The 22,121-nt window shown below is 36.5% G+C and carries 25 protein-coding genes; 2 read left to right on the top strand and 23 right to left on the bottom strand.

Annotation, left to right across the window (positions count from 1 at the left end):
* Position 1 precedes the first annotated feature (1 nt).
* The 4 genes from CRO15_RS15280 to CRO15_RS15265 all read right to left on the bottom strand — a co-directional run bounded on the left by CRO15_RS15280 (position 2) and on the right by CRO15_RS15265 (position 4,299).
* Positions 2–1,228: a sugar transferase gene (locus CRO15_RS15280; protein WP_097046730.1), complete on the bottom strand. Its 1,227-nt coding sequence runs from the start codon at positions 1,226–1,228 to the stop codon at positions 2–4.
* Position 1,229: 1 nt separating this feature from the next.
* Entirely contained in the window at positions 1,230–1,595 is a 366-nt protein-coding gene (locus CRO15_RS15275; RefSeq protein ID WP_097046729.1) for a response regulator transcription factor, read from the bottom strand.
* A gap of 195 nt (positions 1,596–1,790) precedes the next feature.
* Positions 1,791–2,696, bottom strand: a complete 906-nt coding sequence (locus tag CRO15_RS15270) for a hypothetical protein (RefSeq protein ID WP_133067257.1) — start codon at positions 2,694–2,696, stop codon at positions 1,791–1,793.
* A 145-nt stretch (positions 2,697–2,841) separates the two neighbouring features.
* Entirely contained in the window at positions 2,842–4,299 is a 1,458-nt protein-coding gene (locus tag CRO15_RS15265; RefSeq protein WP_097046727.1) for an MBOAT family O-acyltransferase, read from the bottom strand.
* A 384-nt stretch (positions 4,300–4,683) separates the two neighbouring features.
* On the opposite strand from CRO15_RS15265, the gene CRO15_RS15260 reads away from it, so the two are divergent.
* Positions 4,684–6,420 carry a T9SS type A sorting domain-containing protein gene (locus CRO15_RS15260; RefSeq protein ID WP_097046726.1) on the top strand — a complete coding sequence of 579 codons (1,737 nt, stop codon included), beginning with the start codon at positions 4,684–4,686 and terminating at the stop codon, positions 6,418–6,420.
* Positions 6,421–6,478: 58 nt separating this feature from the next.
* On the opposite strand, the gene CRO15_RS15255 is transcribed toward CRO15_RS15260, so the two are convergent.
* From CRO15_RS15255 to CRO15_RS15175, 17 genes are all read right to left on the bottom strand, one after another.
* Complete coding sequence (locus CRO15_RS15255) at positions 6,479–6,781, bottom strand: STAS domain-containing protein (protein ID WP_097046725.1); 303 nt, start codon at positions 6,779–6,781, stop codon at positions 6,479–6,481.
* A 106-nt stretch (positions 6,782–6,887) separates the two neighbouring features.
* Entirely contained in the window at positions 6,888–7,598 is a 711-nt protein-coding gene (locus CRO15_RS15250) for a LytR/AlgR family response regulator transcription factor (protein ID WP_097046724.1), read from the bottom strand.
* A 1-nt stretch (position 7,599) separates the two neighbouring features.
* Positions 7,600–7,923, bottom strand: coding sequence for an Hpt domain-containing protein (locus CRO15_RS15245; RefSeq protein WP_097046723.1), 324 nt, complete (start codon positions 7,921–7,923; stop codon positions 7,600–7,602).
* The gene (locus CRO15_RS15240; protein ID WP_097046722.1) at positions 7,916–8,974 is read right to left on the bottom strand and encodes a sensor histidine kinase; all 1,059 of its coding nucleotides are present in this window, start codon (positions 8,972–8,974) and stop codon (positions 7,916–7,918) included. The genes CRO15_RS15245 and CRO15_RS15240 overlap by 8 nt, the downstream gene beginning before the upstream one ends.
* The gene (locus CRO15_RS15235; protein ID WP_097046721.1) at positions 8,975–10,102 is read right to left on the bottom strand and encodes an FIST signal transduction protein; all 1,128 of its coding nucleotides are present in this window, start codon (positions 10,100–10,102) and stop codon (positions 8,975–8,977) included. It lies immediately after the preceding gene.
* Positions 10,099–12,519 (bottom strand): PAS domain-containing sensor histidine kinase, encoded by a 2,421-nt coding sequence (locus CRO15_RS15230; protein WP_243396988.1) that lies wholly within the window; start codon positions 12,517–12,519, stop codon positions 10,099–10,101. Before CRO15_RS15230 ends, CRO15_RS15235 begins: the two co-directional genes overlap by 4 nt.
* Positions 12,473–13,015, bottom strand: coding sequence for a heme NO-binding domain-containing protein (locus CRO15_RS15225; protein ID WP_097046719.1), 543 nt, complete (start codon positions 13,013–13,015; stop codon positions 12,473–12,475). The genes CRO15_RS15230 and CRO15_RS15225 overlap by 47 nt, the downstream gene beginning before the upstream one ends.
* Before the next feature lie 77 nt (positions 13,016–13,092).
* A complete protein-coding gene (locus CRO15_RS15220) occupies positions 13,093–13,491 on the bottom strand; it encodes a response regulator (RefSeq protein ID WP_097046718.1) in 399 nt (132 codons plus the stop codon).
* Between the two features lie 133 nt (positions 13,492–13,624).
* A complete protein-coding gene (locus tag CRO15_RS15215; protein WP_097046717.1) occupies positions 13,625–13,981 on the bottom strand; it encodes an MmcQ/YjbR family DNA-binding protein in 357 nt (118 codons plus the stop codon).
* Positions 13,978–14,382, bottom strand: coding sequence for a Dabb family protein (locus CRO15_RS15210; protein ID WP_097046716.1), 405 nt, complete (start codon positions 14,380–14,382; stop codon positions 13,978–13,980). Before CRO15_RS15210 ends, CRO15_RS15215 begins: the two co-directional genes overlap by 4 nt.
* 6 nt (positions 14,383–14,388) lie before the next feature.
* The gene (locus CRO15_RS15205) at positions 14,389–15,012 is read right to left on the bottom strand and encodes a DUF4230 domain-containing protein (protein WP_097046715.1); all 624 of its coding nucleotides are present in this window, start codon (positions 15,010–15,012) and stop codon (positions 14,389–14,391) included.
* A gap of 28 nt (positions 15,013–15,040) precedes the next feature.
* Positions 15,041–15,793, bottom strand: coding sequence for a cyclase family protein (locus CRO15_RS15200; protein ID WP_097046714.1), 753 nt, complete (start codon positions 15,791–15,793; stop codon positions 15,041–15,043).
* Complete coding sequence (hemW, locus tag CRO15_RS15195) at positions 15,790–16,926, bottom strand: radical SAM family heme chaperone HemW (RefSeq protein ID WP_097046713.1); 1,137 nt, start codon at positions 16,924–16,926, stop codon at positions 15,790–15,792. The genes CRO15_RS15200 and hemW overlap by 4 nt, the downstream gene beginning before the upstream one ends.
* Positions 16,927–17,475, bottom strand: a complete 549-nt coding sequence (gene ruvC, locus CRO15_RS15190; RefSeq protein ID WP_097046712.1) for a crossover junction endodeoxyribonuclease RuvC — start codon at positions 17,473–17,475, stop codon at positions 16,927–16,929.
* A gap of 4 nt (positions 17,476–17,479) precedes the next feature.
* Positions 17,480–17,953 (bottom strand): hypothetical protein, encoded by a 474-nt coding sequence (locus CRO15_RS15185; RefSeq protein WP_097046711.1) that lies wholly within the window; start codon positions 17,951–17,953, stop codon positions 17,480–17,482.
* Positions 17,954–18,058: 105 nt separating this feature from the next.
* Positions 18,059–19,555: a M56 family metallopeptidase gene (locus CRO15_RS15180; protein WP_097046710.1), complete on the bottom strand. Its 1,497-nt coding sequence runs from the start codon at positions 19,553–19,555 to the stop codon at positions 18,059–18,061.
* A 74-nt stretch (positions 19,556–19,629) separates the two neighbouring features.
* The gene (locus tag CRO15_RS15175) at positions 19,630–19,992 is read right to left on the bottom strand and encodes a BlaI/MecI/CopY family transcriptional regulator (RefSeq protein ID WP_097046709.1); all 363 of its coding nucleotides are present in this window, start codon (positions 19,990–19,992) and stop codon (positions 19,630–19,632) included.
* Between the two features lie 140 nt (positions 19,993–20,132).
* On the opposite strand from CRO15_RS15175, the gene CRO15_RS15170 reads away from it, so the two are divergent.
* Positions 20,133–20,642, top strand: coding sequence for a DUF456 domain-containing protein (locus tag CRO15_RS15170; protein WP_097046708.1), 510 nt, complete (start codon positions 20,133–20,135; stop codon positions 20,640–20,642).
* On the opposite strand, the gene CRO15_RS15165 is transcribed toward CRO15_RS15170, so the two are convergent.
* Positions 20,634–21,188: a nitroreductase family protein gene (locus tag CRO15_RS15165; protein WP_097046707.1), complete on the bottom strand. Its 555-nt coding sequence runs from the start codon at positions 21,186–21,188 to the stop codon at positions 20,634–20,636. The genes CRO15_RS15170 and CRO15_RS15165 overlap by 9 nt on opposite strands.
* Positions 21,189–21,232: 44 nt before the next feature.
* Positions 21,233–22,120, bottom strand: a complete 888-nt coding sequence (locus CRO15_RS15160; protein WP_097046706.1) for a LysR family transcriptional regulator — start codon at positions 22,118–22,120, stop codon at positions 21,233–21,235.
* Position 22,121: the final 1 nt, after the last annotated feature.

Genomic DNA, 22,121 nt, shown 5'->3' with positions numbered 1-22,121 from the left:
GTTATACATTTTCTTTTTGGAAAACTGCTTTAAATGTTCGAAGCACAATCCACATATCAATTAAGAATGCATATTTGCTGTTTGCATATTTCACATACTTAATATCAAGTTGCTTTCGTTCCTCGGGCGACATTTTAGAGGACCGTCCCCTAGCCTCTACTTGCCAAAGTCCTGTAATCCCTGCCGGACCATTGAATCTATCCGTCCATTCATCTGTGGTAAGCATCTCAGCTTCGTACAATGGCAGCGGCCTGTTGCCAACTATCGACATGTCTCCTTTTAACACATTGATCAATTGTGGCAATTCATCAATGCTCAGCTTCCTTATTATCTTTCCAACCTTTGTTATCCTAGGGTCATTATCAAATTTCACAAATGCACTTTTTGCACTTTGCTTTCTTTTTTCATTGTGCATAACTTCATCCACCTCGGTATCATCTCCAATTAAAGTGGTGCCTTTTTGTAAAATCTGTTGAGAAGTGCCAGATTCGGTTTTTTCAGCCTCGTCGTGCACATATTGATTTAAATGTTGAAATTCTTTTAGACGTTTGTCCGCATCTGGATACATAGATCTCAATTTTAAAAAATTGAAAATCTTATACCCAGTTCCAACCCTTTTGGAGATATAGTAGACCTTTCCTTTTGATTCCATGCGAATTGCCAAAATAACCAATAACAAAAAGGGTGACGCCAGTAACAAAACCGTTGAAGCAACGGCAATATCAAAGCTTCTTTTCCAAAATCCAATTTTGTACTCTTTGATTCCTTCTTTACCTGAAGAGATTTTTTGTTCTCGAAGGTTGGATTTAAGGTCTTTCAAAAAGTTTATTCTCTCCAGAACCTGCTCAAAGCTTATGGGGTGGATAAAAATATCATCAAACCCACGTTCAAGGGCTTCCAATTTATCTTCCTTGCTAACTTTATCACTAAGGAGCACAAAAGGAATCTTTCGAGCTGGGTCAAACACTTCTTCGAAATATTCCTCAAACTCGTTTAACTTTTTCAATGGAATATTTCGCTCACAAAGAATTGCATCAACAGCTAGGTGTGCGTTTATCCATTTTTTGGCCTTGAAATCACAGTTTTGATGCAGCCATCTAATAGCGTCCACTCCATTTTGCGAAGCATTGACCTCAACTTCCTCAGAAAAGCGATGAAACTCATCTGCAAATCTTTTATTAGATCCTAGATAAACTATCCTAGTTTTTTTCTTTGTAAGTATTTCCATGCTATTGTCTAATTAACAGCTTATCTACCCTGATCATCAATTCTTCAGGATTAAATGGTTTTACGATGTAATCGTCTGCACCCAATCGTAGGCATTCCACTCTATCGGAACTACTATCCCTACAGCTTAAAACGATTATCGGAATATCAGAGAAAACCCCTGATTCTTTGATTCTTCGGATAAGTTCAAATCCATCCATCTCTGGCATTTCAAGATCGGTGATTACCAAATCTGGTAAATTTCCGGCCTGTAGCCATGAAATGGCTGCCAAACCATTTTCCATTGTTGTTACGGAATGGGATTGCCCCAAAAATTGGGCTACCAATTCACTCAGCGATTGTTTGTCATCTACTACTAGAATTTTCATGATATCTGTTTTTGTAGTAATTATTATTGATTAAAAGTAGGATTTGTATTACTTTATATAAATTGAATGTTGTAAAAGGCGAGCTTTATGTGGTGAGGGCTTTTAATTGTGATATTGTATTGTTTTGGGAGAAAAAGCCATAAAAAAGCCATATTCAATGATATGGCACATTCTTTCTTAAAAACAAAAAATATCTTATTCCTGAAATTCCAGTCCTGTTAACGAATTTTGCACTTGGAAAAGCTTTTTAGTGACCAGTTGTTTCAATTCAAAAGTGAATCTTTCCCTTCCTTTTTTGTTTAAGTGAGAGGCATCTCCAAAATAAGTGTCATCATAGAACACCAAAGCTGGGTTGACAAACTCAACATATGGATGTTTCAATTTTAAATATGAGTTCATTTGTTCTACCCCATTTCTATATTCGCTATGCAAGGCATTATATGAAGTCTGGTTCATTGGCAACGAGGTGTACATAACAATAATGTCATTCTCCCTAGCCAATTCAAACATTTTCTCTAACGAGGAAACCAAGACTTTTTTTGGCACAAATTGAACCCGATTTGCCTCAACATTCAAATCGTTGGAAAAATCTGCTCTTCCAAAGTCAAAGCATCCTCTTCTATTTTTTATTTCGTTATAAACGGCATAATTGGTGTATCCCCTAAGTAAAAATGATTTGCTCAATTCCGTTCTTAGTTCTGTAGGAAATTTGAAATAGGTTTTATAGGCCCTTCTCATCAACGAACCTTTCTCCGATTCTTCAAAATTTTTATCTCCTTCATATTCCCAAAAGGTTTCATTTTCTGTATTCAACTCATTAAAGATTTCCTCAATTTCATCCAACTCATAGAAATTATACTTTACCTGTCGATCCCAAAACATCTCAGATTGTTCAAAATGTAGCGGCGCATAGGAAACTATAATAGTATCCACTTTTTTACCAGAATTGAGCATTTGCTTTAAAGAATAGTACCCTTCCATTGGGGTACCTCCGCCCAAAGCCAAGTTATAGTAATTGGAACCCAATGCATCAGGATTGACCCCTGCAACCACTCTACTATCACCTATTATAAGGTTGCTAAAGGTATTATTGGATTCCATGACCTCCATTTTGCTTTTCCACATGGGGTATTCCGCGTTGAAATAATGGAATGGTAAAAAAAGGCATATAAGGTACATTAGAAAAAACCAAATTGCAGAAAAAGCCAAAACTTGTTTTATCAAATTACTTTTCATGTTGGTGTTTTTAAAATTGGAAATAGATAAATTCCTGTTCGTTGCCAGAAAAAATGAAGATGAAGCTCCAAATGATCAAATAAAACGACCAGCGATAAACCCTTTTGTTCATTTTCACTTTCAGCCCTTCAATGGCGTATTCATTTTCACGACCCATCCATTCGATAATCAAAAAGAAAGTCAACAAAACAAATATTAAAACCACTTTGAAACCGAAGTATCTATCAAACTCAGGCATCGTAAAAAGGGAACTTGAAAATATATCTGAGATATAGGTAAGTGCATGGGTCAGGTTTTCAGCTCTAAAGAAAATCCACGCTAAGACCGTCAGCAAAAATGTTGTGAGCATGGATATCAATTCTTTTACCGAAGGCAACATCTTGCCCTTGGCCACTACTTCTAAATTATTTCTATTGTTATTGGTCAACAACAAGGGTAAAAAGTATATGGCATTCAATGCCCCCCAAACTATGAAGGTCCAATTAGCTCCATGCCAAAATCCGCTAACAATGAATATGATAAAAGTGTTTCTGATCTTCATTGAGGTTCCTCCCCTACTTCCTCCCAAAGGAATATACAGATAGTCCCTAAACCAAGTGGATAATGAAATGTGCCACCTTCGCCAGAATTCTGCAATGTCCCTTGAAAAATAAGGATATGCGAAATTGCGTTTTAGATTAAACCCAAAAAGTCGAGCTGTACCTATGGCAATATCTGAATAACCAGAAAAATCACCATAAATCTGAAAGGTAAAGAACAGCGCACCCAAGACAAGCATGCTCCCTGAGTAGTTTTCCGAACCGTTAAAAATCATATTGGCAAACTCTGCACAATTATCAGCAATGACCACTTTCTTGAAAAGCCCCCAGAGAATCTGCCGTAAACCATCTACAGCTTTGTTGTAATTGAACTTCCGCTTGACCGGAAATTGCGGTAAAAGATTTGTAGCCCTCTCAATAGGACCTGCCACAAGCTGGGGAAAAAAGCTTACAAAAGCGGCAAAGGCAACAAAATCTTGCTCTGGCTCCAGCTTTCTTTTATATACATCAATGGAATAACTTAGTGTCTGAAAAGTATAAAAACTGATTCCTACCGGTAAAATGATGTTCAGAGAATTGGCGTTCAGCTCACTCCCAAAAAAGGTGAATGCTGACACAAAGTTATCCAAGAAGAAATTATAGTATTTAAAGAAGCCCAAAAAACCAAGGTTGACCAAAATACTGGTCCATAAAAGTACTTTTCGGGTATTTTGATTTTCTTTCTTTATCAGTGCCAACCCAATTAAATAATCGGCAACTGTACTGAAGATAATTAATGAAAGAAACCTCCAATCCCACCATCCGTAAAACAAGTAACTAGATGCCAAGATCAATAAGTTTTGGTGTTTCAAGTTTTTATTGAAGACATACCAATAGAGGATAAATATCACAGGTAAAAAAATGGCAAATTCAAGTGAATTAAAAATCATAGTTGGTGATTTATAGCTGTATTATTGAAATACAAAACGCAATTTTAACATATTTTGTAAGTATTTTCTTATTTATGTTGTGTATATATCATATATGTATATGAAACTCAAAGAGGTTCAATTTAGACACAAGTTTTACTTGTATACTCATGAAAAGCAATGCCCTTTTTATACATACCAGTACAAGACTATAATAGATGTGACATAGATATTGTAAAACAACATTCAGAATGTTTGCTAAATACTGATTTTACAGAAGTTATAAGATTTATCTTACATAAATAACTATCTTTAAGCCATCCCCACCTTTTTCCCCCACAAACTTATTGATGCTATGCAGGCATTTAATAAATAGGTCATGTAAATAACCTCAAACACTATAATATGAAAAGTAGATTTTTACTCTTAGTCCCATTTTTATGGGCAACAGTTACATTCTCGCAGAGTTGTAACTGTGATGTCACCTTATCCGGGCTTTCTTCAACATCTCTCAATCTTATTTGGGCTTCACAAATAACATACTCTCCTGGAGACACCATTTGCATTCCAGCAGGGAATTATGCCGGCATTCGGTTTTATGATTTTGAAGGTACAGCTACACAACCGCTCACCATTAAAAATTGTGGCGGAAAGGTAGTTTTAGATGAGAGTGTCTATACCGGAATCTCCTTTAAAAAAAGTAAGTTCATTAGATTGACCGGAACGGGGGATTCTTCCCATACTTATGGCATTGAAATAGCTGGTACTGGAAGTCATGCGGTTGGAATTTATGTAGAAAACTTCAGTACGGACATCGAAATAGATCATATTGAAATTTCATCTGCCGGTTTTGCAGGAATTATGGCCAAAACGGATCCTTATTGCAACGACCCAGGCACTTGGCGTGTAAATGGTTTTGTATTGGAAAACCTCAACATTCACCATAACTACATTCATGATACTGGTGGTGAGGGTATTTATGTTGGGTTCACTGGGGGATATAAAATCAACTCAAATAGAAGTTGCAACGGCACCAAAATTTTCGGGCATTGGATTGAAGACGTGGATATACACCATAATGTTATAGAGGATGTGGATTGGGATGGCATTCAATTGAATCTGGTACGCGAAAATGGAAAAATAAGGGATAATTACATAAGTAATTATGGCCGTGACAATGTATACTACCAGGATTTCGCCATGAGTATAGGTGGTGGAATCTACGAAGTATACAACAATACTATGATCAACGGGTCTAGTGGAAATGGACAGGGAATACAGTTTATTAGCGCAGAGAGTGGGACCAAAGTTTATAACAATGTAATCGTGAGGCCAGATTTTCATGGAATCTTTATGCACAACAGGCATGAATTTGATGATATCAACGAAGGATATTATGTTTTGAACAACACCATTATTGAACCTGGTAATTCGGGTACTTTTTACAACACCAAAATCACAGAGACAAACGATCCGACCAAACTTTATGCTTCACAGGATGAGGTTCCTTCTTATTTTGTAAACAATTTGATCGTGGATCCAGGCAATGATTTTGAAGGTGGTAATACCTGGAAACAAAATCAAGAAAGCTATTTTGACTTTAACGATAGGTCGGCCCGCGATAGTTTGCTATCCAATATTTATTCCAATATTATGACACGACAAATGGATACGCTTGGGTTAGCCGATATTTTGAATGATGATTACAGTCCCAGCTCTCAAACTTCTGATGTTGTGGATGCAGGATCCAATGTTTCATCTTGGGGAGTGACTTTTGATTTGGAAAATGATTCCCGGCCTTCTGGTTCTACTTTTGATATTGGGGCATATGAATATCAGGTTTCAGGAGGAACACCATTACGAGCAGCAATTCCTGATGAGCCAGAATTGATTGATGTGCTACCCAATAGATTTGAAACGACAGTTTTTTATCCTAATCCAACAAAATCCGCATTCTATTTGAAAAATAGTTCTATTGAAAATCCAACTATTCAGCTTATCAATTTAAATGGAAAATTAATTTATGAAGGTAAGTACACCATGGGCACTCCCTTTAATGTTGAAAGTTACCGATCCGGGCTGTATTTTATAAAAATCATTACAGGGGAAAACTCGGAAACACATCGATTGATTATCAGATAATATTTAAAACAAAAAGCCCACCTTTAAAAGGCGGGCTTTTTACTCTTTTTCAAATCTTTTATATTCGGTCCGAACTGAGAATGTAATTAGTCTTTGTAGCATTCAGAATTTCAGTAACACTTGAATTTTGTCTACCAATTAATGAGATTACTTTATTCTGTTTTACAGACTTTTTATATAGTTTCTCAAAAAAAAGTGCCGCTCCAGAATCTAGTACAGTAACTTTTTCCAAACTTACCACAAAACTATCCCGTCTTTCCAAAATAGAATCAAAGTATGAATTCAATGCACCTACGTGTTGCGTTGTTACCTTTCCCAAGATTTCAAATATTCCGTGTTTCTCTTTAATTTCCAATGACATATGCTAAAAGATTTAATTGGTTATTTCATCGTCCTAACATTTTCATAAAAGTGCTCATATATAGTAACGTAAAATAATTGTTAAATTGTAGTATTTTTCTTTCTTTTTATAAAAGATTCAATCGTTGCATCAATTCTGGTCTATTCGATCTACTTATTGGTATCACATTACGCTCTATTAGCACACTGTTGTCTTGTATATCTATTATTTGCGTAAAATTTATGATGAACGACCGGTGTATTTGAAGAAATCTGGATTCTGGAAGTTTTTCCTTTATTTTTTTAAGTGTGGAATGCACTCTATATCGTTCTTTTTGCGTCTTTATCTCAATATAATCGCCTTGGGCCTCAATAATCTGAATGTCCCTAAATTTCAATTTGATCAATCGTCGATCTATATTGATATATAAATCTTCGTCCTCATTTAACCCTGTATTGGTTTCCACCTTTTCCAATGGTAATTTGTTAAAGGCATTCTCCAACTTTGTTGCGCACTTTTGAAATCGTTCCTGGGTTATTGGTTTTACCAAATAATCCACAATAAATTCATAACCATAGGCTTCAATTGCAAAGTCCTTGTCGGATGTGGTCAATACAATTTTAGGAGGGTCGGTAACCATTTCAATAAAGTCAACGCCCGTAAGTTTTGGCATATGTATATCCAAAAAAATGAGGTCGACCGAGGTGTGTTTTAAAAACTTTAGGGCTTCCAGCGCATTTGGAAACTCGGCAACCACCTCCATGTTGGGAATGGTTTTGCATAGTTCCACAACAATGGCCCTAGCACTTGATTCATCGTCTACAATAATACATCTCACTTTAGGCTATTTTTAAAATGAACTCCTCAACGGATTGCAATATTTCATGAAACTCTTCTTTGAGCTTTGTATCTCCATACTTAAGATCTTCTTCAAACTTAACGGCAAGTTTGTAACCGTTTGTAAGTCCTAAAATCCCAAGCTTGTGCTTTATCTTATGAACAATTTTTGCAGATTCCTCCAAATTTTCGGATTCCAAATATTCAATATAATCGTTCTTCTCCTTTGGAAATTCCGTTTGGATAATGGTCAAGAATTTCTTTTCAAATTCTTCATTACCTCCAGAAATCTCTTTTATATAGTCAAGGTTTGGTGTTTCAGCCATTATACTTGTTTTTAATTGTAAAAAAGAACGTGGTTCCCATATTCTCTTCAGAAGATAGCCAGATGTCCCCCTTATAATAGTTAATGATCTTCTTTACCAGAGCAAGGCCAATACCCGTAGCTCCAGAGTTGTTCTCCAATTTTTTAAACATTCCAAAAATCCCAGTTTGTAAATGCTTTGGAATTCCTTTTCCGTTATCGGTTATACTGAACAACCATCCATCTTTTTCCTGCTTTACATCGATCATAATGTAACCATCAGGATTATGCTCTGTAGCGGTAATAGCATTTGTAATTAAATTTTTGAACAACTGCTCTATTCTATATTTTCCAGTAAAAAGTTTGGGTAATTTTTTACTCCTCTTTATAGTTATATTATCCGGAACATATATAGTTTGTTCTATTTCATCAATCAATTGGTTAATATCAATTATTACTGCACTTTCTTGAATAGAATCTATAGTTGAATGTCTTAATATGCCATCAATAAGGCTATCCATTTTTGATAAATTCTGAAAAATCAATTGCACATTCTCCCTACTCTGTTCCTTAAACCCTTCTTGTCCGTCCTCAAACACCCAACTTACCAGAGAGTGTACATTACGTATAGGGGATTTTAGATCATGCGACACCATGTGGGCATAATTGTTCAGTGATTCGTTCTGCTGCTCTAAATTCTTTAGGAGCATATCCTTTTCAGCGGTAATCTCAACAAGTTTATGTGCTTGTTGCTCAATATCCTCTACCAATTTTTGTGGGTTTACATCCAACTTACCATTTAACCGATCACTGGTTTTATCCTGCATGGAGGCCACTGCCCTACTTAAGGATTTCAATACCTTTCGTTGGCTCTCCGCCTCCTTGTTCAATTGCAAATTAGCAGCGTACAATTCTTCTGAACTTAAAGACGTGGCCCGTTGAATCATTTTCAGTTTTTCATCAAAATCTGAATACGATTTACTAATGGAATCAAAAAACACCTCTAACTCTGGATGTTCTGCCAATTCCTTGGGTAAAAACTTCTTTATTTGTCTTTTAAGTAAAGAATGCATTTATTCACTCAATAATGTTAAGGTCATGGTTTGGTTGTGTAATTGGCATTCATTCTTGCCTGCAAATGGCGCCATTTCTCCATAAGAATAGAACCCCGTTATCATGGCCTGATTTCCGATAATATCAGCTACTTCTTCAATCTCATCCTCGGTACGCTGGTCAAGTACCAGTTTTCTTCCTACACAACTTACCAATATGGCCAGTTCAGGTTTACTTTTTCTGTCCCTCATGGCCAACTCTGCCGCATTGGAAGCTCCTTCCGCAATATCATCCATTGTGGACATCATCAATTGCACTTTAGAGTTTAATGGCATGTCCCCAGCCAAAATCATGGAATTGGCATCTTCATCTATATTAAGAATTGTACGTACCAGTGGCTCCGATTCATCATTCTGCTGAACAGTTAATGGATATAGAAGTGCTGCTTGCGGAAGCTCATCAGCTTTATCTCCTAAGTATTTTTTATATAAATCAAGGGCTGGTTTTCCGTCAATTTCATAGAGTACATTTCCTTCAGATTTGGTAATTGTCCTTTCAGGACCAAAAGGCGTCCAACCACCAAAATTGGCATAAGACACTTCCAAATCTTCGCCATAAAACCCAATCGCCACAACCTCTCCTTGTTTTGGACTTTCGTTGTATGAAGTAAGTGTTTTTTCAAATCTGGCTCCATCCCCGCACAGACCACCTGTAATGGAAGCCTCAAATCCTTCAGCCGATTCAAGTCCATCAATCAACCCACTACCATTTACAAAACTACCATCTGAAACAATGAACATATGGTTTAATTTTTTGGCATTGAATTGATTTGAAATAGCCAACCCCATCTTTTCTATATCCACATAATCGGATACATTTTCGCTTACAATTTCAAACTTTGTCCTTTCAAATTCAATTGCCGTAATAGCAATACTCTCTTCATATACATTGGTTTCCATAATCTCTCCAGAGGTAGATCCAAAAACCAAATGCCCATCAGGATATAGTTCTCTCACCTCATCATATATTTTCTCTGATTCTAAGAGATATCTGTCCCCAAATATCAATACCAATGGTTCCTTCAACGGTTGGTCTTTTATAAGTTCCCATTCTCCGCCTTTAAGGCGTTTTGCTTGATTTACTTTCATGTTTTCTTAATTTTAGATTCTTTTTGCAATGTAAAATAGAAGGTTGTTCCTTCTCCAATCTCACTTTCCAACCAAACTTTTCCGTGGTATCTGTCAATAATTTTTTTGACTATGGAAAGTCCAATTCCAGTGGAACGTTCATTACTACCAATGGATTGGAATATTTGAAAAATTTTCTCGTGATATTCTTTTGGGATACCGACACCGTTATCCTTTATGCTAAACTCCCAATGGGTTTTATTTTCTTTACAATCTATCTCTACCAATCCATCTTTTTTATCAATATTCACAACTGCATTGCTCAAAAAGTTTTGAAACAACTGATGAATTTTGGTCTTATCTGCTTTAATGGATGGCAATTTCTTTTTGGTTTTTATCTTTACATTTTCAGGGATATAAATAATCTCCTCAATTTCTCGAATAACCTCATTTATATCCACACTGGTATTATCCAAGGTATCACTGTTCACGGTAGAATATTTAAGAATCCCTGTTATCAACTTATCCATCCCTTCAATTTTTTCCTGCATCATTTTTAAGTTGTACCTACCATTTTCATCTAGAGAATCTTTATAGTCATCATACAGCCAAGTGGCCAATGCGCTTACACTTCTTAAAGGAGATTTAAGGTCATGAGAAACAATATGCGCATATTCTTGTAAGCCTTTGTTACTTGCTTCCAATTCTTTTAATAGATCTTCTTTTTGAAGTTCAAGGTTCTTCTGTTCGGTAATATCCAGATGGATTCCAATGGAGCCTATAATTTTTCCAGCATCATCATATCTGGGAGCTCCACTAATCAACCAATATCGTTTTTCACCATTCCCAATTTTTACCGCTACCTCATACGAATCTGAAACCCCTTCTTTTCTTTTTTGGGTATGTAGTTCCAATTTTTCCCTATCTTCTTCAATAATGTGGATGGCCTCTTTGGCATGTTTTCCAATTAAATCTTTTGTTGGAACACCAACCATATCGCTAAAACTTTGATTGACCATCAAAATGTTCTCATCACTATCAACCTCAACCAATCCAAGGTTCATATTCGCTATTATGCTACTGTACTTCTCCTTCTGTATTTCAAGATTCTTCCGATAATTCTTTCTTAGGGTTACGTCATTATAACTCCATAAATGCCCTTGGTATTCGTCATTATTGAATAAAGGAATGTAGTCTCGTTCAAACGTTCTCCCATCCAAAAGTTCCATTTCATCAGCTGTGACAACTTCTTTCTTTTTCACAACATGGTCTATTCTTTTCATTGACATCTCTGGCTCTAGGAACATGTTTTTATACTTATGGATAGACTTTCCACTATCAACACCTTTTAAAACATCTGGAGATACTGGAATGCCAAACAGGTCACAAAATTTTTGATTGGCCAAAACAATCTTTCTGTTCTGGTCTTCCAATAGGATCCCAGTCTGCAAGTTCTTGATCAAGGTGGCCATACGCTCCTCAGAAGCCCTTAGTTTTTCTTCAGAAATCTTTTCATGAGTAATGTCCTCAATCATGGCAACGCTATATTCTATATCTCCACTTGAATCCATTAAGGAGCTCATGGAGGTTTTACCATACAAAGTGTCTCCATTCTTCTTGTGAAATTTTCGGACTATTGAGAATTTTTTGGAATCATTCTCCAAACTTTTCTGTAATAAATTCTCGTATAGGTTGCTATCCTCCAATGAAGAGATATCATTAATTGACAGTTTTTTAAGTTCTAGCTCTGAATATCCCAAAAGTTCTACAAAAGACTTATTAGCCTTTATTATTTTATCCTTTACAATCAACAGAATCCCCAAAGAGGAATTTTCAACAATTATGTCTTGTTGCTTTTTCTGATTTTCCAAGAGTTTTCGAATCTCAGCCTCCTGGGTAATATCTCGAATTACACCTTGGGCCGCAATAGGACTTCCACTTTCATTGTAAACAAGGCTTGCATTTATGTTAACGAATCTCTCTCCATGGGTTTTGGTAATTATTTTGGCCGAATAGTTATTAAGTATTCCAACCTGCATTAAGGTCTTGAAAGATTCTGCTGTATACTCCAAGTAATCTGGGTGAACCAAATTGGATAGGTTTACCTTTTCTTTGGTATGATCATAACCCAAAAACTCCTTTGCAGAAGCATTCATGTTGATTACGTTGGTCATCATATCCATAACCACGTAGGGATCTATTATATTGATAAAAGCACTATCAATTCGATCTCCCTTATTGTTCAACAAAGCTTCTAAGCGTCCATTGGCTTCCTTTAGATGAAGAGAGGCATCATACAATTCCTTGGCCTTACTTTCCAAAAGACCTTCAGCAGTTTTACGGGCCTTTTTTTCCCGTTCCAATGCACGTTTTAATATGGAAACTTGGTTATTATCCATTTTGGACAATCTCGAACCTGACTTCTGTGCCGCTTTCATTCAATAATTTATAATCCACTTTTACTACTTTTTCAAAATGCTCAAATGTCTTTACGATCAAACCATGTGCAAGAGCGTACAACCCACGTGAAGAACTGTAAATCATTTCCAATGAATTATCGGTTCTGGAAAGAATTTTGAATTTGGGGAGTTCAGCGTCTGGATAGAGTTTTTTAACATGTACATGTATATGATCTTCTATACAGTATAAAAGGCCAATCGGGTTTTTATAACTTGAAACTACATCTGGGTGTGCAGACACAAGACCTTCAAACAAATAATATCCAAATGAGTATAGCAGATTTTGTTGGGATATACCGGTGGTATTGCTCAATGCAGAAATTAAGCTTACCATTTCGTTGAAATCATACGTACCTACAGAAGTGTAAGCTCCACCAGAAGGAAGATCGCAGTTTTCAATAATGATATCCACAACCTCCAATCCATAGGTAGCTTCAACCATTTCTAAAAACTCTGTAAAAACAATTCCTTTCATAATAAGAGTATTATGAATTAAAAGTAGGAATTGTACTACTTAATATAAAAAAGAATGTTGTGAAATACCGATTTTTGTTAGCCTTTGATCAATTCACTGACTTCCCAGTAATCAAAAACCTTTTTAAGTTTAGATTCGTAATCCTCATATTTTAGAGGCTTTATAATGTAACCGGCTATGCCAATTTCAAAGCATTTCAATAAATCCACCCTATTTTCCGATGTGGTCAAAATAATGGTTGGCAAGTATTTAAGTCGATCATCTGCCTTAATAATGGATAGGAATTCTATTCCACTCATTCTGGGCATGTTTAAATCCAGTAAGATAATATCGGGCAATGCTCCTTCCCTTAAGATTTCTAAGGCTTCCTCTCCATTTTTAGCCTCAATAATCTTGTGCTTGCAATCAAACTTTGAAATTGCGCGCTGCAATTTCATTGTTTCAATCATATCGTCTTCTATGAAAAGCACATTCATGGCACTATTAATTTAGGATACAAAATTTTCAAATTATCCTCAGAAAAGGACTACAAAATAGTTAAATCTGGGGAAACTGTCGATGAACAGCAAAAATGTTTCGGTGAAATCTAAAGGATTTTTCTTATTATCCCTAAATAGAATCCAATTCGGTCTTTAGTTTCTTTGTTAGACCAGATACCACTAAATCATAGGAATGGTTCACCAGTTCCTTAACAAAAGTGGGAGGCAGGTTATCCAAAAAAAGTGTGTTCCAATGTTTTTTGCTCATATGATATCCCGGAGTAATGACTCCATCATACTGCTCCCTAAGTTCAATTGCTCTTTCTGGATTACATTTCAAATTGCACTGCGGCGGAATCCTTTGCAACGGAATTAATGCATACATTTTTCCCATTACCTTAAATACCAAGGTGTGCTCATCAAAAGGCAACTCTTCAGTCACTCCCTTTTTATCAAGACAATATGTCCTAAGCTCTTCTATATTCATTGTTTTATTCCAAATGAATCGTACACAATTACTTTTTCCCATAAATCCTTACATTCTTCTATAAAGATTAAATGGGCTTCTTCATTTTGATATCCCTCTTGCGCTTTGGCAGATTCAAAGGTTACAATTAATGAATAGGTGAATGAACCATCAACCACATCCCTAGTAGCTTCGGGTGGCTTGCCTACAAAATTAGTTTTGGCGAACTTGGAATTCTTTAAAAAGGTTGTAAGTGAAGCTTCAAATCTTTCCATATCTGATTTGTTATCAGGATTTTTAAACCAAAAATAAACGGTATGGGCAAAGGCAGGGTCAAAGGTTTTCATAGTATCATTAGTTTGTGCAAGTCCAGTTGTTGTAATTGCCATAATCAATAAGAAAGTAATAATTCCAGTTTTCATAATTAACTATTCCTTCAAAGCTTGTTTTTCTCTATTTGTAATTTCCAGAGCAGAGTAGTCCAAAGTCCACCCTATTGTCTCTACAATTTTTTCTACCAACAACACGGCCTGCAAGGCTTCCTTTCTTGCCGTTTGCATCAGGCCACTCTCAGGTATTTTTTGTCGTATATGATCTTTGGCTTCTTGATTGACCTTAGTGAGGTCTTCCGAAGAAAAACTATTGAACAATCCATTCTTTACATCATAATATTGTAGCTCGGGTTCAATGGAAAGCACTTCTGGCTCCGGAAAGTTGGTAAGAACAATCTTTTTGTTCTTATTATCTGCTTTCAATCCCAATTTTTGAAGATCATATCCTATGTGTGCTTTAGCTTTTACAATTACCAATGCTTTCTTTTTACTGTTCAGAAGGTTCATTAAACCTCCCTTAGTATTCTCATAATGATAAATCTCTGCAAAATCTCCCTCAACAGAAATCAGCTTGCAAACGCTCTTGATTTTGTCCAACAAGACCGTAGATTGTTGCTTGGTCACCTCTTTACTCTTTTTCTTCCGAAAAAAAGAGACCAACCAATACATAAGTATAGCTCCAAGAACAAGTCCCAAAAAAGCTTCCAAAATACTATCCATGTCTAAATATATGAAGATTGAGAAGAATTTATTCGCGAATAGGTTTGTATAATACCGGTCTACTAGGACTCGCATCGTTTTCAAAGGGTGCCACTTGGAGGTTTAAAAAATAACAGCCATCCTCTATGGTATTGGCTACATAGATAAACTCGGTGATGGTTGCATTGATTCTTGGTTTCCCCTTTATATTCCAAAAAGCGTTATGGGACAACAGTGCTCCTTCATCCTTTTCCTTGTCAACCGATGGAAGATCCACCAACAAATGGTCAATTCCTTTTTCAACAAGATATTTCGCGGCGGATTCCAAAAGGTATGGCGGATTAGAATTGGAATATTGCCTTGAAAGTTTGTCCTTAAGGTTTGGAATGGTGCGTATGACCAATGCATCCCTTTTTTTGTTGCCCAAAGCATATTTTAACTGCTTATCCGATATCACGAAGTCCTTCTTTCTTTTTTCGGGTGCAACCGTAATTACTTCTGCCAAGAAAAAGAATTGTTTTAGTTTTTGATTAATGGAATAAAAGCTATCAGTAATATGACCCAAACATTCTGTATGGGTCACATGCGAGTGCGGATTGAACCATATGTCATTAAAATTTACTGGTGCCCCTTCCGATACCTTTCCAATAAAATCTCCTTCTTGGTGAGGTTCAATTCTAGGTGAATCTAAATACCAGGCGTTCAAGTTGTTTTTTCCATCCTGAAGTGGAATTGAAATATCCAAAGGTTTGGATAAATCTATTTTGTGGTTTCTGGAATTGTATTTTATCGTGGCAATCATGATTCCAAGTTAACCATAAAAAGATCTGATGCAATTCCATCTACTAAAAACTTTCCTTTTTGGGTAATCAGTAATTTACCTTCCTCCAAATACAACAAGTTTTGGTCTAAATATTTTTTTGAATGTTCAAGCAAATAGTTGGAATAGGGTTCTCCAAAATCACTTTCAACCCTTTGCAGCGAAACACCCCAAATGGTCCGAAGCCCTGTCATTACATATTCATTGTATTTATCCTGCTTGGTCAAAGTTTCAATTTCTTTTGGCACTTCACCATTTTCTACAGCCCGAATATATTTCACATTGTTTCTGATATTCCAGCTCCTGTTTTTTCCATCAAAAGAATGGGCTGAAGGACCTATACCTATATATTTCTTTCCCTGCCAATATGATGTATTGTTTTTGGAAAAGTAACCAGGCTTTCCAAAATTAGAAATCTCATAATTCACGAATCCGTGCTTCTCCAAAACCTCTACCAGCATATTAAACTGTTCTTGTGCCTGTTCATCATCAACATCCTTAACCTTTCCTTTTTCTATAAACTTTTTTAGTGCAGTTTTTGGTTCAACCGTCAACACATAACTCGAGATATGAGGCAAATCGAAGGATAATGCTTTCTCAACGTTGGATTTCCATCGGTTGTTGTCCATTCCTGGAATGCCGTAAATTAAATCAATGGTAATGTTATCAAAGTGCTTTTTAGCCTCTCCAATACAATTTTCGGCCTCGCTGGCATTGTGTGCTCTGTTCATCAGCTTTAAATCCTCTTCATAAAAAGATTGGATTCCAATGCTTAGCCGATTAATTGGACTTTGAGATAATTGGGTTATTCGATCTTTGGATAAATCATCAGGGTTTGCCTCAAGGGTGATTTCTGGATTATGACTTACTTTGTAATTGTCATATACCGCATTAATAAGAGTCTCTATTTCAGAAATCTCCAAAACCGAAGGGGTGCCACCTCCAAAATAAATAGTTTCCACTACATCAGGTTGAAACTCATCTTTACGCAATTCAATTTCTTTTTGAAGTGCCCTCACCATAACTTCTTTCTTCCCCAATTGCGTAGAAAAATGAAAATCGCAATAATGGCAAGCTTGTTTGCAAAATGGCACGTGGATGTAGATTCCTGCCATTTATTTCACTTTTTTGGGGTTCTGTTTCACAAAAGCCTCCCATCCGGTATAATGTTTCCCAACTTCAACCCAACCTTCATTATAAAAATGGCAAACCGCTGCAGCAAGTCCATCCGTGCTATCCAAATTCTTGGGAAGTGACTTGAGCTTCAAAACACTTTGGAGCATTTTGGCCACCTGTTCCTTACTTGCATTTCCATTACCAGTAATTGCCATCTTTATCTTTTTGGGCATATATTCCGTAATGGGAACTTGTCTTGAAAGTCCAGCTGCCATGGCCACCCCTTGCGCGCGGCCCAATTTGAGCATAGATTGTACATTTTTACCATAAAATGGAGCTTCAATGGCAATTTCATCAGGGTGATATGTATCAATGAGTTCTACGGTTCGTTCAAAAATGAGTTTGAGCTTGGTGTAGGGGTCATCATACTTTCTCAGCATTAATTCATTCATCTGCACAAAGTGCATTTGCTTATTAACCACCTTGATGATTCCAAAACCCATGACCGTTGTTCCGGGGTCAATTCCTAAAATGATTTTCTCTGCCAAACTATTATTGGGTATTTAGTACCAGCGGGAGACGAAACCTAAGACTCACCGGCATTCCCCTTTTTAGTGCCGGGGCAACAGTTAAATCTGCCAACCTCTCTGAAATCTGTTCATTAAAATCAGCTATCTCATTTAAGACCGTTTGCTTTTCTTCAATTTCCAGAATAGAGATAAAACCATGTTCGTCCACCTTAAAATCAATATAAAGAGTATCTTCCAAATCATTCTCCACTTCAAAAGATAGGCTGTCCAAGGTATCAGCAGCTATCTGTAACATTTTGTTCTGAAAACATTCTCGCTGAATTTGTTTGGAGGCCATTTCATCACAGCCTTCAAACATCGGATATTTGTCCACATCATTCCAGTCTATAGCCAAAAGTTCTTCATTGACCCTATTTTTAGTCTGTTCTTCTTTAGATGTGAAAAGCTCACAAGACGTCAACAAACACAAAAATGACAACAATATAAGCTTCCGCATACAGCCCCTAATATTTGGCTGAAATTACGATTTTTTATAAAGACCTCTATAATGAAAAAAGACCCAAAGTGTTTTCAGGTCTTTAATTTTTGATTCTAATTTAGGTTACTGCAACTTAAAAGTAATAGGGATACTAAATGGCACCTCAACAACTTCTCCTTTTTGCTTTCCCGGTTGCATTTGAGGTAATCGTTTTATGATTCGCTGAGCTTCATCCTCCAAACTCTTATGCGGGCCTCTTGTTCTAATATTGGTAATTGTCCCATCTTTGGAAATTTTAAAAATAATGTAAACTTTACCTTGAACACCCAATTTATGTGCTTCTTCAGGATACCTGAAATTCTTTCGGATATGTCTCTGCATTTTTTCCTGAAAGCACTTTCGTTTGTCAACAGCATCTTCACATCCTGGAAAAATCGGCGCTTCTTCTATTACTCCAAAAGGTACTGAAGCATTCTCTTCCAAGTTAAGGGTGCTTCCAGATTGCTTGTTTACAGACATACTGAAAATTGTACCTTCTTTCATCTGAAACTCAGCGGAATTCCCCACTTTATCATTCATTATTATAGTTGTGGTAATCTTAGATTTAGATACTTCTTCCAATAGTTTTTCTTGTCTTTGTTTCTCATCTGTAGTCAAATTATCCAAATTTTCAACTTCAAAATTAATTAGCCCATCTTTCAGGGCAACCACTACTGTTCCATCCAAGGGAATAAGTTCTATAGCTTCTTTTTCTATTTTCTCTTCTTTTTCACATGAGGTATAAAGCAACATCCCCAACAACAAAGGCAACAGCATGGCATATTTAAATTGATAAATGGCTTTTGACTTCTCTCTTGTTAACATGACTATTCGTTTTTTAATTAATGATTTTTTATGAAATTGATTGACCAAACTGAAGTTTTGGCTTTGAAATACTTCCGAGAGCAACAACTCATATTGCTTTTTCTTGTCTGTTTTGGATGCTTGGGCATCCGCTATAAATTCATGTAGTTCTGAAATACGGTTTTGGTAAACATATACTAAGGGATTGAACCAAAAAACAATGCGCATAACCTCAAAAAACATAAGATCCATGGAGTGCCGTTGTTTTACATGTACCATTTCATGTGCAAGGATGTTCTCTTGTTTTTCATTTGGTATATCCGCACCCATAAAAACATTTCTAAAAAAGGAAAAAGCCTGTTCACTTTTAGGAACAATAACCTTGATGAAGTCTTTCTCTTGGAAAATTATACCGCTTTTTTTAAGCTTGTATATGCGATTTAATTTTGCCGCCAACCAGATGGTCATAATAAGTGCTCCTGCCCCGAGAAATATATAACCCCAATTGATATTTTCCCAAAATCCATTTTCTGAATTGTTCGCAAACAATACAACCTCATCCAATTGCCAAAAAAACTGTTGGTATTGAACCAAGTTTTCTGGAACAACTGTTTTAAAAGCCTCTATTTTTATCCAAGGAAGAAATAAGGAAAGTATAAACGTACCCAGAAGATAGGCCCGGTTCCGCTGAAAAAAGGTTTCCTTTTTCAAGAACAGGTCATACACCAATAAAAAGACCAATTGAATGACTATGGTTTCTAAGATATATTGTATCATATTTTATTTTGGAGGCTGAGCGAAGTCGAAGCCTATTTTTGGCAATGTGACTTCGGCTACGCTCAGTCATCAGTTTATTTTTCCTCTTTTTTGATTTTTTGCATAATCTCTTCCAGCTCATTTAAGCTGATATCGTTTTTTTTCATAAAAAAGGACACCATACTTTTAAACGATCCCTGAAAATATCCGTCCACCAATTTTGATATGGATTGATTGCTATACTCCTCTTTTTTTACAAGCGGGAAATATACATGCCCCTTGCCCACCTTTTCATGATCTACAAATCCTTTATCCTCTAAAATTCGAACAATGGTCGATACCGTGTTATATGCAGGTTTAGGTTTGGGGAGCTCTTGAAGGATTGCAGCCACATTGGCTTTTTCCAAATACCAAAGTAATTGCATTACCTCTTCTTCTGCTTTTGTCAATTGCTTCATATTAAACTAATTTTTTAGTTGAATGACAAAACAAATATAACTAAACATTTAGTTTAAACTAATGTTTTAGTTAAAAAATGGATTTAGACTGCTCTTTTGTAACAAATCCCTATTACATTTGTCTCATAAGAAATAGAGTTATGGACATAGCATTATTGATTATTGGGTTTCTTTTGATGTTGGTTGGTATCTTGGGCAGTTTTCTTCCGGTTTTACCAGGCCCTCCTATTAGTTGGATAGGCTTGTTGCTCCTTTATATGACCAAGGCCGTGCCGGACAACTGGTGGATTTTGGGGGGAACTTTAATTCTTGCCTTGGCCGTAACCGTTTTGGATTATGTTATTCCGGCTGCTGGCACCAAAAAATTTGGTGGTAGTAAAGCAGGTATGTGGGGAACCATTGTTGGTCTTCTTGTAGCAATCTTTTTCCCCATATTTGGTCCTTTTGGGATAATCATCTGGCCATTTGTGGGTGCTTTGGTAGGGGAATTGATGAATAAAGCTGATCAAAAAACCGCCATGAAAGCTGCCCTTGGTTCGTTTATTGGTTTTTTGACAGGTACTTTTATGAAGTTTGTATTAACTGCTGGTTATCTGGTTTTCTTCATCATAGTTACCGTAAAGTACGGGTCAGAACTTTTCTCATTCTAACCACTTCACCTTTTCCTCAACAGGTCTGCGTTCCACCAAAGGCGGTTCTTCATCATAATATCCCATATAGAAAAAACCAAGACATTTTTCGCCCTGCTCCAAATCGATGAATTCATCCATGTATTTTGCAAGACCAGGAGAGCTCCAATAACATCCTATTCTCATTTCAGTACAACACAACCACATATTCTGAACCGCCATGGCTGTGGCCGCAACCTCTTCCCATTCCGGTATACTTTCATTAGGATCACGCTGCATGCAAATGGCAATAATTGCTCCTGCCCTTTTGGGGTTTTCTATCAGCTTCTTTACTTTGATTTGTTTGGGTTTGGGTTCCGTTTCCATATACTTATAGGAAAGAAACATGCCCAGCTTAGCCTTAGATTCTCCCATCAGCACCTTAAAACGCCATGGCTCGGTTTTTTTATGAGTTGGCGCCCAATTGGCGGCTTCCAAGATTTTTTTGATGATTTCTTTTTCAATAGGTTTGTTATTGTATTGAGCCGGAAAAATGCTTCTGCGGTTCTTTATTAAATCAAATATCATTCTCAATTTTTATATGCGCAAATGTAAGTATTGCTGTTTTTTAATTATTCCTTCAAAAGTAAATCAATACAATTTTGCAATGCTGGATTCCGGTTGTCCTCCTTCCAAACTGCTGATAAAATAGCGCGTTGTTTTATTTTTTTTAGTTCGATGAACTTCACCTCCATTTGAAACCCATATTGCAGTGCAGTAGGAATAATGGCAATGCCCAAATTGTTTTCCACCAATTTGAAAATGGTCTGGGCATGTACCGACTTATGGGACACATTGGGGGTAAAACCACCATCCTCGCAAATACTCATTACAGTGTCATAATACAAGGGACTATAATCTTGGGAAAAGAGAATAAAATCATCTTGGGAAACCTGATGGATTCCTTTAAAACCTTTTTCATCCAGCGGATAGTCCTTTGGCAAGACCAATGAGAAAGTATCTTCAAATACCGGTTTGATTTTTAATCCCTTTGGAACTCGCGCCAATCTCACAAAACCTAAATCCAGTTTATCCCTAAAAATGGCACTAATCTGGGCTTTGTTGGAAAGTTCTTCTAAACTGGTATGCACTAAAGGATACTTCTTTTTCATATCCAACAATAGTTTGGGTACTACATTTTGCATGGCGGAACCCAAAAATCCAATTCGGATTTCACCCGAATGTCCATCACCAATTAGTTTTAGTTGCTTTTGGGTCTGTTCCAAATGATTTAAGATAAACTCCACTTCTCCTTTTAAGAACTCTCCTGCGGGAGTTAAACTCACTTTCTTTTTATCGCGTACAAAAAGTTGAGTCTGTAAGATTTCCTCCATCTGCTTGATTTGTGTGCTCAATCCTGGTTGTGAGATAAACAGCTTTTCGGCCGCTTTTCTATAATGAAGTTCTTCGGCTACAGCCAAAAAATAAATGAAATGTCGTAGTTCTATCTGATAATTCATA

This window comes from Flagellimonas pacifica, assembly GCF_900215465.1.
GTDB lineage: Bacteria > Bacteroidota > Bacteroidia > Flavobacteriales > Flavobacteriaceae > Flagellimonas > Flagellimonas pacifica.
The sequence above is the reverse complement of the archived record's forward strand: the minus strand, read 5'-3'. Positions and strand labels throughout refer to the sequence as shown.

Bases quoted from the DNA above. Each gene is read 5' to 3' on its own strand.
- CRO15_RS15200 (WP_097046714.1), bottom strand. From the start codon at position 15,793: ATGATTGCCACGATAAAATACAATTCCAGAAACCACAAAATAGATTTA.
- CRO15_RS15185 (WP_097046711.1), bottom strand. From the start codon at position 17,953: ATGCGGAAGCTTATATTGTTGTCATTTTTGTGTTTGTTGACGTCTTGT.
- CRO15_RS15165 (WP_097046707.1), bottom strand. From the start codon at position 21,188: ATGATATTTGATTTAATAAAGAACCGCAGAAGCATTTTTCCGGCTCAA.
- CRO15_RS15170 (WP_097046708.1), top strand. From the start codon at position 20,133: ATGGACATAGCATTATTGATTATTGGGTTTCTTTTGATGTTGGTTGGT.
- CRO15_RS15180 (WP_097046710.1), bottom strand. From the start codon at position 19,555: ATGATACAATATATCTTAGAAACCATAGTCATTCAATTGGTCTTTTTA.
- CRO15_RS15205 (WP_097046715.1), bottom strand. From the start codon at position 15,012: ATGGATAGTATTTTGGAAGCTTTTTTGGGACTTGTTCTTGGAGCTATA.
- hemW (WP_097046713.1), bottom strand. From the start codon at position 16,926: ATGGCAGGAATCTACATCCACGTGCCATTTTGCAAACAAGCTTGCCAT.
- CRO15_RS15240 (WP_097046722.1), bottom strand. From the start codon at position 8,974: ATGCATTCTTTACTTAAAAGACAAATAAAGAAGTTTTTACCCAAGGAA.
- CRO15_RS15245 (WP_097046723.1), bottom strand. From the start codon at position 7,923: ATGGCTGAAACACCAAACCTTGACTATATAAAAGAGATTTCTGGAGGT.
- CRO15_RS15210 (WP_097046716.1), bottom strand. From the start codon at position 14,382: ATGAAAACTGGAATTATTACTTTCTTATTGATTATGGCAATTACAACA.
- CRO15_RS15225 (WP_097046719.1), bottom strand. From the start codon at position 13,015: ATGAAAGGAATTGTTTTTACAGAGTTTTTAGAAATGGTTGAAGCTACC.
- CRO15_RS15235 (WP_097046721.1), bottom strand. From the start codon at position 10,102: ATGAAAGTAAATCAAGCAAAACGCCTTAAAGGCGGAGAATGGGAACTT.
- CRO15_RS15215 (WP_097046717.1), bottom strand. From the start codon at position 13,981: ATGAATATAGAAGAGCTTAGGACATATTGTCTTGATAAAAAGGGAGTG.
- CRO15_RS15260 (WP_097046726.1), top strand. From the start codon at position 4,684: ATGAAAAGTAGATTTTTACTCTTAGTCCCATTTTTATGGGCAACAGTT.
- CRO15_RS15265 (WP_097046727.1), bottom strand. From the start codon at position 4,299: ATGATTTTTAATTCACTTGAATTTGCCATTTTTTTACCTGTGATATTT.
- CRO15_RS15220 (WP_097046718.1), bottom strand. From the start codon at position 13,491: ATGAATGTGCTTTTCATAGAAGACGATATGATTGAAACAATGAAATTG.
- CRO15_RS15275 (WP_097046729.1), bottom strand. From the start codon at position 1,595: ATGAAAATTCTAGTAGTAGATGACAAACAATCGCTGAGTGAATTGGTA.
- CRO15_RS15230 (WP_243396988.1), bottom strand. From the start codon at position 12,519: ATGAAAGCGGCACAGAAGTCAGGTTCGAGATTGTCCAAAATGGATAAT.
- CRO15_RS15270 (WP_133067257.1), bottom strand. From the start codon at position 2,696: ATGGAATCCAATAATACCTTTAGCAACCTTATAATAGGTGATAGTAGA.
- CRO15_RS15280 (WP_097046730.1), bottom strand. From the start codon at position 1,228: ATGGAAATACTTACAAAGAAAAAAACTAGGATAGTTTATCTAGGATCT.
- CRO15_RS15255 (WP_097046725.1), bottom strand. From the start codon at position 6,781: ATGTCATTGGAAATTAAAGAGAAACACGGAATATTTGAAATCTTGGGA.
- CRO15_RS15175 (WP_097046709.1), bottom strand. From the start codon at position 19,992: ATGAAGCAATTGACAAAAGCAGAAGAAGAGGTAATGCAATTACTTTGG.
- CRO15_RS15160 (WP_097046706.1), bottom strand. From the start codon at position 22,120: ATGAATTATCAGATAGAACTACGACATTTCATTTATTTTTTGGCTGTA.